The 13,234-nt window shown below is 41.3% G+C and carries 17 protein-coding genes; all 17 read right to left on the bottom strand.

The genetic code is table 11. From position 1 onward, the window contains the following. Positions 1–74: 74 nt before the first annotated feature. The 17 genes from MKX65_RS02280 to MKX65_RS02200 all read right to left on the bottom strand — a co-directional run bounded on the left by MKX65_RS02280 (position 75) and on the right by MKX65_RS02200 (position 13,197). A complete protein-coding gene (locus MKX65_RS02280; RefSeq protein WP_160547816.1) occupies positions 75–1,058 on the bottom strand; it encodes an N-acetylmuramoyl-L-alanine amidase in 984 nt (327 codons plus the stop codon). Continuing rightward, positions 1,042–1,476, bottom strand: coding sequence for a phage holin family protein (locus tag MKX65_RS02275; RefSeq protein ID WP_160547817.1), 435 nt, complete (start codon positions 1,474–1,476; stop codon positions 1,042–1,044). The genes MKX65_RS02280 and MKX65_RS02275 overlap by 17 nt, the downstream gene beginning before the upstream one ends. Positions 1,477–1,564: 88 nt before the next feature. Next, positions 1,565–2,623 carry a hypothetical protein gene (locus tag MKX65_RS02270; protein ID WP_340902055.1) on the bottom strand — a complete coding sequence of 353 codons (1,059 nt, stop codon included), beginning with the start codon at positions 2,621–2,623 and terminating at the stop codon, positions 1,565–1,567. Next, a complete protein-coding gene (locus tag MKX65_RS02265) occupies positions 2,620–3,777 on the bottom strand; it encodes a prophage endopeptidase tail family protein (protein WP_160547819.1) in 1,158 nt (385 codons plus the stop codon). Before MKX65_RS02265 ends, MKX65_RS02270 begins: the two co-directional genes overlap by 4 nt. Before the next feature lie 15 nt (positions 3,778–3,792). Then, positions 3,793–6,393, bottom strand: coding sequence for a phage tail tape measure protein (locus tag MKX65_RS02260; RefSeq protein ID WP_160547820.1), 2,601 nt, complete (start codon positions 6,391–6,393; stop codon positions 3,793–3,795). A 64-nt stretch (positions 6,394–6,457) separates the two neighbouring features. Next, positions 6,458–6,736 (bottom strand): hypothetical protein, encoded by a 279-nt coding sequence (locus tag MKX65_RS02255; protein WP_160547821.1) that lies wholly within the window; start codon positions 6,734–6,736, stop codon positions 6,458–6,460. A gap of 152 nt (positions 6,737–6,888) precedes the next feature. Continuing rightward, a complete protein-coding gene (locus MKX65_RS02250) occupies positions 6,889–7,065 on the bottom strand; it encodes a hypothetical protein (RefSeq protein WP_340902054.1) in 177 nt (58 codons plus the stop codon). 11 nt (positions 7,066–7,076) lie between these two features. Beyond that, entirely contained in the window at positions 7,077–7,502 is a 426-nt protein-coding gene (locus tag MKX65_RS02245; protein ID WP_160547822.1) for a hypothetical protein, read from the bottom strand. Positions 7,503–7,527: 25 nt separating this feature from the next. Next, positions 7,528–8,409, bottom strand: coding sequence for a major tail protein (locus MKX65_RS02240; protein WP_160547823.1), 882 nt, complete (start codon positions 8,407–8,409; stop codon positions 7,528–7,530). Beyond that, positions 8,410–8,754 carry a hypothetical protein gene (locus MKX65_RS02235; RefSeq protein ID WP_160547824.1) on the bottom strand — a complete coding sequence of 115 codons (345 nt, stop codon included), beginning with the start codon at positions 8,752–8,754 and terminating at the stop codon, positions 8,410–8,412. Continuing rightward, positions 8,751–9,185: an HK97 gp10 family phage protein gene (locus tag MKX65_RS02230; RefSeq protein WP_160547825.1), complete on the bottom strand. Its 435-nt coding sequence runs from the start codon at positions 9,183–9,185 to the stop codon at positions 8,751–8,753. The genes MKX65_RS02235 and MKX65_RS02230 overlap by 4 nt, the downstream gene beginning before the upstream one ends. A 4-nt stretch (positions 9,186–9,189) precedes the next feature. Continuing rightward, on the bottom strand, positions 9,190–9,525 hold the full coding sequence (locus tag MKX65_RS02225) for a phage head completion protein (protein ID WP_160547826.1): 336 nt from the start codon (positions 9,523–9,525) through the stop codon (positions 9,190–9,192). Next, positions 9,522–9,833, bottom strand: coding sequence for a head-tail connector protein (locus tag MKX65_RS02220; protein ID WP_160547827.1), 312 nt, complete (start codon positions 9,831–9,833; stop codon positions 9,522–9,524). Before MKX65_RS02220 ends, MKX65_RS02225 begins: the two co-directional genes overlap by 4 nt. Positions 9,834–9,850: 17 nt before the next feature. After that, on the bottom strand, positions 9,851–10,072 hold the full coding sequence (locus tag MKX65_RS02215; protein ID WP_340902053.1) for a Head fiber protein: 222 nt from the start codon (positions 10,070–10,072) through the stop codon (positions 9,851–9,853). A 10-nt stretch (positions 10,073–10,082) separates the two neighbouring features. Continuing rightward, a complete protein-coding gene (locus tag MKX65_RS02210) occupies positions 10,083–11,276 on the bottom strand; it encodes a phage major capsid protein (RefSeq protein WP_160547828.1) in 1,194 nt (397 codons plus the stop codon). Between the two features lie 13 nt (positions 11,277–11,289). Continuing rightward, complete coding sequence (locus tag MKX65_RS02205; protein ID WP_160547829.1) at positions 11,290–11,970, bottom strand: head maturation protease, ClpP-related; 681 nt, start codon at positions 11,968–11,970, stop codon at positions 11,290–11,292. A gap of 3 nt (positions 11,971–11,973) precedes the next feature. After that, complete coding sequence (locus tag MKX65_RS02200) at positions 11,974–13,197, bottom strand: phage portal protein (protein ID WP_160547830.1); 1,224 nt, start codon at positions 13,195–13,197, stop codon at positions 11,974–11,976. Between the last annotated feature and the right edge of the window lie 37 nt (positions 13,198–13,234).

The following is a 13,234-nucleotide window of genomic DNA, read 5'->3' as shown; positions in this document are numbered from 1 at the left end:
AGGCCCTCCTTTCTATCAATTTGGTACTACCATATATCACTCTAAAGGCCTTAAAAATCAAGTTAATAGAACCATTATTCGAATTTAATAAAGCCATCAAATCCTGCTGCTTTTAGCTTTTTAAGTATCGCCTCTGCATTGTTTTTCTTAGATAAGGCACCCACCTGTACTCGATAATACTTATTTGCCTTTGACAGTTTTTCCGTTTTAGTAGATGAATTAATTAGCGTTAGAGCATCCTTATCAATCCAGCTCATAATCCCCGCAGATTCTCTACCATTCTTCTTATCTACCTTTTTACCTAGTAAAACACAGGACTTTCCACCTTTAACCACCGTTCTCCCATTCGAAATAACCTGAGTTACTTTATGGTAGGAACCTGTTTTGACCCAAGTTGGAATGGATGCCCCGCCGGGATAATAGGAATTTGCTGATGCTTTCACTTCCACTACATCACCAACCTGAATTTCAGTTGATACATCGCCAGGGGTACTTGTCTTATTTAGTGCAGCTCCCACCGCTACTCGAAAAGAGTTCATACTTTCCCCATGCTTAGGAAACCAATGCATAACATCTCCATGGTTACTGGCAATACCTTTTTTACTTCCCTCTGAATGACAGATAATATCCTTTTCAGTAAGGCCATACTGTTTGCAAAGCAACACACAAAGTTCCACCGCATTTTGCCAAGCCTTTCTAAAATATGCTTCGTTCTTTGAAACATTGTAGCCCACCATTGTGGAACCTTTACCATAAGAAAACCCACCTGGCTCACAAATCTCAAAACCAATGTGAGTATTATTTGCTGTTCCACCAGCATGCCAACCCCGATGGTTCCAAGGCAAGTACTGCCACACCCCTTGGTCATCAACAAAAGCATGGACACAAACCTGTCGATTGGTTTCACCCGCCTTGTACGATTTATTCCAACGACTGAACCACTCCGCTGCCATTACTCCAGGAGTTGCTGTTGAGTGGACCATTAACCCTTTCGGAGCAATTTTCCTTCCAGCAGTAAAACAATCATTTCTGGTCATATACTTAACGTTTAGTTCCATTCTCATCTTCCCCCTTCGATTTTCCATGCAACTGAGCTAAAACATCTTTCAGTTTTTGTGGTACCGGAAGTCCAATTCTTGTGGAATTTTCGATAATGCTAATTCCTTCATTGGAAAGATAAAAAAAGATGACAGCTGTCCGGATGACACTGCCCTCACCAATCAGTCGGCTGTCAATGATATGAGCAATTCCGACTAATATAAAAATAAGGATCTTTTTGAAAATCCCTCGTGCACCAATTTCACTAGAAAGTTCTCGATTGATAATCGCCACCATAATGCCAGTAATGTAATCCACAATGACAAAAATAATGAGAGCATATAAAAATCCATCAAGTCCGCCAAGGAACCAGCCCAACCAACCGCCCACTGCAGCAATTACTGTTTGTACAACTATCCAAAACTCTTTTATTGCCATGTTTCTCCCCTCGCTCTCCAACCTGTTTTAATCTATATAAAAAGACGCCTGTGACAAGATAGCCACAAAGCGCCTGTATTTTCATTATTCAATAGGGTGCATAATACACATAACCACTAGCTTTCACATAAAACCCGTCACCTGGTACATAGATAGCCCCACCAAATGTATCTGAATTAGTGGTAGTAAATCCTGGTTGTTCGACTCCTTCCCACGTCAGTCCATCTGCTGATACATACAGCATGCTTTCGTTAAACAAAGCATATTTCCCCCAATCTTCCATCCAGATGATATTTTCTGGATTCGGAATGTTATTATTGGCGAGATCCCCGCCATGAGATAAATTGGTTTCTGTAAGTTCGGTCGCACTGTCATTCATTACACAAAGATTCACATGAAAGATCCCACTAACATAGCGGTATTTCATCACAAAGAGCTTATCGTGAACGGAACGGACATACATATAATATGTATTTAAATCCTCTGGAATCGTTGTGGACCAAGAACCTGGGCTTGAGGTGCTTGCTGCTGCAATAGAACGATCTCCACCTACAACTCCAACGAATCTTCCTTTATGAGTGGTCATGTAACTAAAAATAGGAACCGATGAACCATCCGCTCCTACCAATGTCCAAGCCGTTCTTTCTGTTAGCGAATCAAAACTGTAATACACCGGCGACTTATAGTACCACCAGCTAACGACTCCAGAACCAATACTAGAATCATATGCCCCTGTGGTCATAGAGTTTTGTGCTCCCTGACAGTACCCAGCGTTATGCCAAGTGATGCCGTCAAAAGAAGCAATGATATTAGCAAGCCCTACTATCTTTGCTAAAAACACTCCACCACCAGCATACAAAATTTCTGGTTGGCCGTAGCTCCACCAAGGAACATCGACTACTGTCCATTCCCCAGTACTTTTATTGAAATAAGACATATACGGTGTTTTGGCATAATACACTGCAACTTGTGCATTTCCATTATCGTACACATTAATTTGCCTTTCACTTCCATACTGAGTGTATCCAAAATCATTATAATATTTTCTTTGCCAGCTTAAGGTGGGGATGGGAAGAATGAGTTCACCTCTACCACCAAAAGCGGCCCAAATAGCTAATGTATTATTAAAATTCCTGTGATAACTCATCCTTCCACCACCTTTTCAATTCCCGTAATTCTGCCGCTGCTATCTGTTGAATAGTTGTAACTTGCCGTCTCTCCATCCGCATAGACGATATCAAACCTCGCAGAATCCACTGTCAAAGTCGATACTTCTTTTAGCAACAACTCTGAAAAAATATCTTGCAAAGTAATGCTTGTAATTCGACCATTACTATCAGATGTATAACTATAATCAGCAAAGTACTGGTGCGTATCCCCTTTTTCAACTTCATAGGTTACATGAATCATGGTTTCATCAATCGTCAAATTCTTTACTATCGTATAAGAAACTCCAAGCTGATCCATTTGGTACTTAAGGCCATCTACAGAGCTGCCCACATCATTCAGAGAGCTTTCCACTTTATTCATTGAGTTTTCTATCCGATAAAAAGTATCCGAAATACTTGGTTTGTATCTGCCAACCTCAACTTGAATGTTATATCGATAGAAGGGGTTATATTCCAATGAAATAATCCTTGTTTTCACATCAATACCGAGTGGTTTAAACACAATATGCACATTATCCCCGACTGCTAAATTCAATAGTTTAAAGAAAGAGATATTGTATGATGAGGCATTTTCCCTTGAATCATGAGAAACAGATACATTAGTGACGTTTTTTGAGCCCATTACTGGTTGATACTCACTACTGCCACGATGTTTACGGATATTAATTAAATAGCCGTTATACTCAATTTCGCCACCTAAAATGGCAACGTACTGCATAAGAGCTGCCCTTATAGACACTTCCTGGTTAATTTTCATTGTGCAACTATCGGTAAAATCAACTATTCCTGCTGAAAAAGGAGTTCCTGATAATAGCTGATTTAATCCAGCCATAGGATCTCCCGTAAAATCAAACGCATCTATATTAAAAATCTCATCATTTAAAATGTAAGATACATGTTCACACGTGACAGAACAGACTGGAAGGCTACCTTGTAATGACTTAGAGATTTGCACAATTTCAAAATACTGATCGTTTAGCTTAGCCAACTGCTTTGTCTTTAAAGCGAGGGCAGACTTGGCCAGAACGGTAAAAGAAAGAGTAAATTCTCCCTCAAGCGTTTCCCTTAAGTTCGCAGACATTACTTTTCGGACCGTTTGAATTAACGTATTTCCTGCATAGTTTTCTATCACCAATCTGCCCTCCTTTTACGATCCTGCCACTCCTAAGTTTCTGACGGTCACTGTATTTTGGTTCCATTGAAGCTGGGCAATAATCCGAGTTAGCACATTCCCATCAATAGTTAATGGAATCGTTACATCAAATGATGCACCGCTCTTTCCTCCTTCAACTCCAGTGACCACACTATCCATATTTAAATCAAAATCAGTAGGAATAGCGCCTTCCATTTCTTTTTCTACATTGCCCATCGCATCTGGAAAACCAACACCAATTCCTTCACCCATGTTCTCCCCGATACCAGCGAAGACTCTGGAAGGTGAACGAATCCCAAGAATCCCTTTCACGCTACTAACAATGCCTCCAACAAAGCTACTGACCTTATCCTTAATCCACCCAACCATGGAAGCAATACCGTTCCAAAGTCCTCGGACGATGTTTACCCCTACTTGACCAATTGAAATAGCCGCTTTTCCAATCCCTACAATAATTGCAGAAACGATTTGTGGTAACTGTGCCACAAGCTGAGGAACCGCCCGAATTAAACCAGCAGCTAATTGAATGATTAGCTTAATTCCCATTTCAACAATCATTGGTAGATTACTAGTAATAAAATTTATAATCGATGAAATAATGGCTGGTAAGGCTTCAATTAATCTTGGTAAGGCATTAATAATCCCTACCGCCAAACCTTCTATAATTTTAAAAGCCGCATCCAACACCAATCCGAGATTGTTTATAATTGTTTCCACGATTAATAGAATTGCTGCTACAATCGATGGAATCAAGTTTGGCAGGGCCTCACCAATACCAGTTGCCAGGGTCACAATCATAGTGAGTGCCGCTTCGATTAATGCAGGCAGATTGGCAATAATTCCATCTACTAAACTAAGGACAAGGTAAAGAGCTCCTTCTGTGATTTGAGGCAGAGCCTCAATAAGTCCCTGAAGTAGAGTCGTTACAATTTGCATGGCAGAATCGATGATCATTGGAAGGTTTTCTACAATGGCACCAACAAGGGACATAATGATTTGAAGCCCTAATGTAACGAACTGAGGCAACTGCTCGGTAATGAGTTCAGTTATACCAGCAACGGTCTCACCAATCACCTCTGCAATTTTTTCAAAATCCCCGTCTGCTTCATTAATCACATTCGATAAGCCAGAAAATAAATCAGTGATTCCTGCAGACACTTCGCTCACAGCAGGCAAAAACACGCCTTGTAAGGAACGTTTTACCCCCTCAATGCCATCAGTTAGGTTGTCATATTTGACCTCTGTTATTTGGGCCAATGCGTCTCCGCTAGCTACAGTACTGTCTTTTATCCCAGCAAGAACAGGAAGTACATTTGCCTCCAAGTCTTCAAACTGAGTACCAAATAGCTGCACACCAATCGTATTTTTGAGGAGAGGATCTTCAATTTCTTGTAGTTTTTCGATGACACTGAAGAAGGCAGCATTTGCAGTCTCACCGCCCTGGGCAAACTTATTCATCATCTCTTCTGCATTGAGGCCCAAAGCCGTGAAAGCTTCCATACTCGTATTACTTCCATCTTTGGCCCTGATATTAAATTCCTTAACAGCATCCCCGACCTTATCAATACTGAATGCTCCACTTTCTGCTCCGCCTATTAAACTAGCTATAAACTCATCCGCACTAAGACCAAGGGATGCATATTGAACAGAGTATTCATTCAAAGTATCTAAAAGGTCACCGTTTTTATCAGCTCCGTTTTGGGCACCCACAGCAATGATGTTATAAGCTTCATCTGCAGAGATCCCAAAGTTTTTCATGAGAGCACTTGCCGCTCGAGCAGATTCTTGCATATCGAAGTCAAAGGTTTTCCTCAAAGCAAAACCGGACTCGGTGGCTTTTTCTAGCTCATCACCCATGAGTCCGGTTATCTTTTGTACCTCTGAAATTCCTACAGCCACATCATCCAAGCTGTCACCGAAATTATGCTTGTACACGTTTTGGGCAATTTCACCCAATTCCTCAAGCTCTGCACCTGTTGCACCTGTTGAAGCAGAGATTTGGTTGACGGCCATATTGTATTCATCACCAAGTTTTATCAGGCTGGCCCCTGTCGCGATTGCTGCTGTTCCAATAGCAGCTACTGCTGCACCAATCGTCGCACTGATACCTTTTAAGACGCCACCTAACTTTTCAAAGCGGCCAGAAGCATTTTCAGTCTCATCTGCTGCATTTTGTACTTCGTCAGCAAACTGCTCCACTTCCTCTTCAGCTTCATCAAATCCTTCATTTAGCTGATTAATGGCTTGGTTATTATTTTCAAGCTCCCGCTCCATTTTCATCAATTCTGATTTGGCATTATTCAGTTGAATTTGCCAATTTTGAGTTCGTCTGTCGTTCTCTCCAAAAGAATCCGCCGCATTTCTCAGGGCAGCTTCTAATGTACTGATTTTATCCTTTTGAGCATCAACCGACTTGGTGAGCGCTCCATTTCTTGCAGTAAGAGCTTCGATCGATTGATCTTGCCTATCGAATTGGGCGGTTACGAGTTTCATTTCACTACCTAATACTTTAAAGTTTCGATTGATGTCCTTTAGTGCATTCTTAAAATCCTTTTCTCCTTCAACACCAATTCTGAGCCCGAAATTGTCTGCCACGACTCCACCTCCCCTCATCTAAAGCATGAAAAAAGACCCCCTTTGAAGAGTGCCTTCCGATTCGTTACAAGTAGTACCTGATAATTAATCTTGACCCATATCCTTTTGTTTCCGTATTACCAGACTTAGGCTTCGGTAATTGAATCACTTCATCGCCAGGTTTCATACTTTTATACATCGCCTTGCAACAACTAAACATTCTTGCATTTTTGCCTTTATGATCCCCCATCATTTTATGGAGTGTACCACTACAAATTTCGATGCTGCTTTCCCCACATTCCCTTGCATCTACCTTCAGCCTATTAATCTCTTTCACAAAATCCTCAAGCTTTGGAATCCCCATCACTACAACCCCTCTCCCTTTTTTCGGATTGTATCACAAACACCATTTTGTAAGTCAAGACTATGACTCTGTATTGTGTTTAGTGGTGTGATACGAGAAAAAGCTTGATATATCAATGGTTAAGAGCACTTTCATCTCTGAAAAAATTATTTTTAAATCCCTACCGGAATCACGTCATCGATGAAGATTTCTTGTTTTGGCTTAGCAATTCCAGTAAACTGCTTGTGGCATTCCCATAAATCCATTAAATAGCCCATTGGCATCAACCAGACTTCTTGCTCACTCCGATTTAATTGAGCAGTTCCATAATAAATAAGTCGGATAAACAATTCTTCATCGCTTACCCGACTTCCGCGTTTTTTGACGTTTCACTCTCGATGTGCCGTTTTGTTCCTTTCAGCATACTTGCCATGATGGCGTTTTTGTACTCTGCTAATTCAAAGGGAGTAGTCAACAATTCCACTTCATCCTCTGACAGCAACTCTTTCTTTTCGTTTTTATTTCTTAGATTATGAATCAGGATGGACTGATTCGCTAGCAAAGTAATTAGCCAAACAATCTCATCAAGCGCTAGTTCAAAGTCCTTTGTGTTCATTAGCTTAGCACCGAGGTTCTCTAGGCCACCATATCGTTTTGCGATTTCCTTTGTTGCCTTCATGGTCAAAATCAGTTTATATTCATCATCACCAATTTCAATAACAGCACTTCTTTCATCAGCTGAAAAATCTAGCTCTAAAGCTGCAGACTCTTTATTTTCATTTCCCATCTCTCATCTTCCTCCTATCTTAAGCTTATGACACATCCACCATAGCTACATTCGTTGTAACACTACTAGCACCAACAGAACTCAGCACGCAGTAATAATAGTAAGTTCCTCCAGTAAGATCCGTTGGAATATCCAAGCTAGCTGATGTTTCTCCATTGATAACCGTTCCCCCACTGGTGCTGTCCAAGGAGTTTTCATACCATTGATAGGTTACTGGGTAACTTGTATTTGTACTTGCGACCACTGATAAACTACCGGAAATACTACCTTCAGCTACTTCCGTTAATTCCTCTGGCTGGGAAGTAACTGTAATTGTAGGAGTTACCGGCGAAAAATCAGGCTCATAAACAGTACTAAACCAATTCGTAATGGTTTCCTGGGCTACCCCAGTGTCACCTTCGGTCACTTCTGCCTTCCATGGATGTTTATTTTCCGCATCCAGTTTATTTCGTCTAAAGACCGTACCTTCTATGGTGGGACTACTAAACGTAATCGATTCACCCTTCGTCGCAAGGCTAGTCGTGGGAATACTAAAGATAACCCGATACAACCAAAAGTATCGATACTTTCCATTCGCTTTCTTAGCACGAAACCCAACAGCCACAGGCTTTCCACCATCTTCACTCCTCGAGATCACGACGTTGTTGCTATCAATTTTACAGCCCGATAAATCTTGGGCCACTAATGAACCGATATCATCAATCCCAAGGCTTAACGTCCCACTGTTAAACTCTTTTACGATCTCAGATGCTCCATCATCCGCATATAGTATCGCTTCAATGAGCTCAACACTCAATTCAGCTGTCATCGCCTTGGCTAGTATCTTTGGGGTTCCATAACTTTCAATGCCATTCTCATCTTCTGTGATATTAGCATAATACAAACGATCAAATCCGATAGTTGCCATTTAACTTTCCTCCATTTCATATTCTTTCATTACATCAATCGCGTAATGATGGTATTTTGTATCATTCTCAAACCCTATATATTGTCGATCTGTAATCGTAATGTCTCCTGATAGAATTGCCTTTGATAACTCTTTTTTCAGTTTCAGGTAATTCTTTTTAGAGAATATCGATAGCCGAGCTTCCTCAATAACCGTATGAGCCTGATTATCCGCATAGAAATCAAACCTGTCTGACATAGGGGTTATTACTACATATTCATCCGGTGGTTTTCCCGAGAATACCCCTGTTTCAATTGGGATGCCAATGGGTTCAAGCAAGCTATTCAAATCTTTTAATAGACTCATAGTTTTTCAATCTCCTTATCCAATGCCCTTTCCATCGCTTCCACGCAGGCTTTTCTTGTGGCTGTCTTGGTCGGTTTCAACCATGGTTTGGGAGGTTGTCCTGATTTTCCATATTCCAACACAGCAGCCTTCAGAGCATTGGAAATCCCTTTGCTGTCCTTGGTTGTTGGAATCCCTACCCTAAGGTTCCAGTAGCCTTTTGTATCTTGCACAGCTTTTGTCGTTTCAAGTGTTGCAACCAATTCACCTGTGGACTGAGAGGGCTCTTTTGTACCTTGACCAATTCTCGCTGCTAGATTGCTTTTGGCTTTCTGAATGACAGGTTCGGCACCCTTTTCTAGCACTCTTGGTACAATTTCATCAAAGCGATGGTTTAGTTTTGAAATTCTCTCCAAAAAGTCGTCTGGCATCTTCACTGCTGCTCTTGCCATCCCCTCACCCCTTTGAACCAATGATTTTTTCGGCTAATACTTCCACATACATTCCCTGCTCTTTAATATCCCCAACACTTAAAATGTTGAATGACTCATCATTACAGCGAATGATTAAATCCGTTGTTACGTCAAATCCCTTAGGCTTCCGAAAACGAAAAAGAGAACTAGCCTCTGAAAAGCTAGCCCTGTTTTTCCAAGCTTCACTCCCATGACGATTCTCTTTATAAGCTCGAATAGAGGTCAGGAGTTGCTCTTCTTTGGTGGCAAAGCCTTCTGCATCTTTAATAGATATCACTTCAAATATCTCAATGTTTGTACGCATCTTTCCAAGACTCATATGATCACGTCCTTATTGAGACGAAGGAGCATATTGACCACATTCCATACTTGCTTACTAGCTTCAACATTGTCCGCAAAAAAGCCACCAGTACTACCATCCCGACTTTCATAGAAGTGAGACGATAACATGATGACAGCTTGTTCAGTCGTCGGATGCATGGGGTTATCGTTATAAAAACCATCCGGTTTCTTTTGATAGCTCTCTGCGTAGGAAATAGCTGCAGTGATGAAGCTGGAAAGCAGAGAATCGTCTTCACTATGATCTAAAATCAGATTTTGTTTCACCTTTGCTAATAAATCCTCCATCACTGCTTCCCCCTTTGTTATTCAGATTTCATCAGACCCGCTGCATTTAATTTGGCTAACAGCGAATTAAAGTCTGTGACAAGACCAGCAACATCAGCTGCTGTACTATTCACTTGGTTATCTGCGGGATTTACTTCTGTTCCATCAAACAACAACTTGCCACCAGGAACAATTTCAAGCGTTCCTCCGATGATCGTTTTTTCTCCACCTTGTTCGGTATAGTTTTTAACATTACTCACTCACCATCACCTACGCTTTCTGTTGAAGCACTTTAATCGCTTCAGGAAGAATTAACTTTCCATCTACCCGCTGCGTTGCCTTAAATCCAACTTGGCCGGTTGCGGCATAAAGTTCATTTAGACGTTGGAAAGAACGACCTTGTCGATCTGCGACCCAATAGTACCCAAAATCACCAAAAGCAATCGTCTTGGCCCCTGCTTCTACAGTTGGAACATAAGCTGATGTTTTCACTGGACGATTTAAAATCGTATCAGGTTGACCCGCTTGAATCGAAGGCTGCCATAAGTACTGCCCGTTCCCATCTTTCAACTTTCGAATCACCTTGATCGTCGTATCATTCATGACAAAAATAGCCTTTTTACGATATGGCGATTTTAGTGAATAGAATAAATCCATAATCTCATCCACTGATACGGCGGTTGCGGAGGATGCTGTAACCCCAAGTTCTCCTCCTCCGGTGGCATTAAAAATACCAGTCGGTTTTCCGGTACCATCCCCAATGAAGAAAGCTTCCTCTTCCTTGGCACCAATCCGTCTGGCAAATTCCTTTGCAATATACGCTTGAAGATTGAACACACTGTCGTTCAACAATTCCTCTGAAACTTTAATCATAGTGGCCAACTTATAAGCCCCAATCGAAACTTGTCCAAAACTATCATCTGATTCTGGGATAATCCCTTCTTCATCCACCCAAGAAGCGGTTCCTTTTGAAGCAACCACTGGAATTTTCCGATCTCCTGATGAAGTGGTAATGACCTTTGCTAATGAACGGAAGATATTTTCCTCTTCCAACGATTCAATAAGGGTTCTTTCAAACTCATCTGGAGCAAGATAGCCACCTTCAGAATCTGTTCCAACTTTTAAGGCATTCTGAACCTCATAGTTACTCTTGTTTCTCATCGTTTTCCAGAATGCTTGTCTATATTCATCTGTAGCTCGCCCTGTTTTTTGACCTTCAACACCTGTTGGCTTTGAAGTAATCGGCTGGTTAATTGGTTTGGAAAGCTCTAAATCAATTGCTTGCTGTCTTTCCAATCGGTCAATTTCCTTCCCGAGATTGACAACTTCTGCCTCCATCTTTTCATAGGTAGATGTATCCTCGGCAGAAAGAATCCCATCTTCTCCACGTTTTGAATCAAGAAATGCTTTTGTTTGTTCCCATGCTTTTGCTCGCTTTTCACGCAGTTCTAATACTTTACTCATCCAAATCTCCTCCTTAAAATTTTAAAAGGTCTAGCCTCTTGTCTAATACGGCGATATCAGTTCCTGTTTTCTTTTGTGGCAGCTTGTGTAAAAAGGAATTCACAACCGCCATTTTGTTGTAAATAATCCCTTCATCCGATGAGTCCTGTTCACTTTCTTCTTGGAACATAATCTCATCGGCAAAGCCAAGCTCTACCGCTTTTTTTGAATTAAACCAACTTTCATCATCCATCATGTGCGAGAGCTTGGTCCTTGAAAGACCTGTCTTCAGTTCGTAAGCGTTGATAATACTTTCTTTGACCTCACTCAGCATCTGGATCGCCTTTTTCATTTCGGCTGTATCTCCAAAAGCTATGGTCATCGGATTATGAATCATCATCATGGAGACGGGTGACATGTAAACCTCCCCACCTGCCATTGCAATGACTGAGGCAGCACTAGCAGCAATCCCGTCAATCTTTACGGTCACAGCCCCTTTGTAATCCATAAGCATGTTGTAAATTTGACTTGCAGCAAAAACGTCACCACCTGGTGAATTAATCCAAACGGTGATATTCCCACCATCATTGTTTAGCTCTGATTTAAACTGTTTCGGTGTTACTTCATCGCCAAACCATGATTCTTCAGCAATGACGCCATCCAGATGAAGTGTCCTGCCGTCTTCATTCTTGACCCAATTCCAAAACTTCTTCATGGCTTATCCCTCCTCATATTTTTCTGTCCAAGCTCCGGCTTTTGACATATCAACAAAATTCCCGTTCACTAAATATTTCGATCCACCCTGTTCTTCTGGGATTAAGTTCATCTCTTCTAGTTCTCGGATGTCATTCGCCGACATCACTCCGTTTTGTCGCATGATTTGATAGAATTGAGCTCTTGAACCTGCATCTCCTCTGAGTCGTCCATTCAGATTAAATTTGATAAAGTATTCCTTCTTATCTGTTTCACTTAACAAAGCCTTCTTCATGGACTGTTCAATTCTCGTAACCCAAGGCATGATAGTGTTATCAATGAAACTAATTGACTGGTGTTCAATATTACTGAAAGTTGCTTTATCCAAGTTTGCTACAAGATGAGGTGGAACACGAAAGATTCTACAAATCTCCTCCGTTTGAAACTTCCTCGTTTCTAGGAACTGTGCCTGTTCAGGAGGAATGCCAATGCTTTGAAATTTCATCCCCTCTTCAAGTACTGCAATTCGGTGGGCATTGCTACTTCCTTGATAAACGGCATTCCAGCTTTCTCTAATTTTCGCTGGGTCCTTGACCACACCCGGATGTTCCAACACACCCCCTGGGTTAGCCCCATTTGCGAAGAACTTTGCTCCATATTCTTCGGTGGCTAGTGCCATTCCAATTGCATTTTTAGCCATTGCAATTGGTGAATATCCCACCAGGCCATCAAATCCTAGTCCTGGAATATGAAGGACCTCATCACTTCGGAGAATGACTGTTCCCGTATCCTTTCGGTATTCATAGCAAAGATCTCCTGTAGAAGTTCTATCCACTATCATCCTGTCAGGAAGTAAAGGATAAAGGGAAAGCACATTTCCTCTGCCATCCCTAATGATCTGTGCGTAGGCATTTCCCCATAATAAAAGATGACTCATTAGTGTTTCCCTAAACACAAACGAAGTCATCTCGGCATTTGGCTCATCATGAAGCATATTATATAAATTGTGTTCTACTGCTTTCTCCTTACCATTGTCAGTGTATTTGTATAAATGTAGCGGCAGACTTGCGATAGTTTCAGCCAAAATGCGCACACACGCATATACCGCAGTGGTCTGCATCGCAGTGCTTTCATTGACTGCTTTTCCGCTTGTCGTACTACCAAAGAAAAAGCTATAAGTACTTCCAAACAGGCTGTTTTTGGGACTTGCTCTTGATTGAAATAATTTTGATAAAATCGGTATCTTCATGTTCTCCACCTCCTAAAAATGAACATAAAAAATAGCA

Origin of the sequence: Robertmurraya sp. FSL R5-0851 (assembly GCF_038002965.1) — a bacterium.
GTDB classification, from domain to species: domain Bacteria; phylum Bacillota; class Bacilli; order Bacillales; family Cytobacillaceae; genus Robertmurraya_A; species Robertmurraya_A beringensis.
The sequence above is the reverse complement of the archived record's forward strand: the minus strand, read 5'-3'. Positions and strand labels throughout refer to the sequence as shown.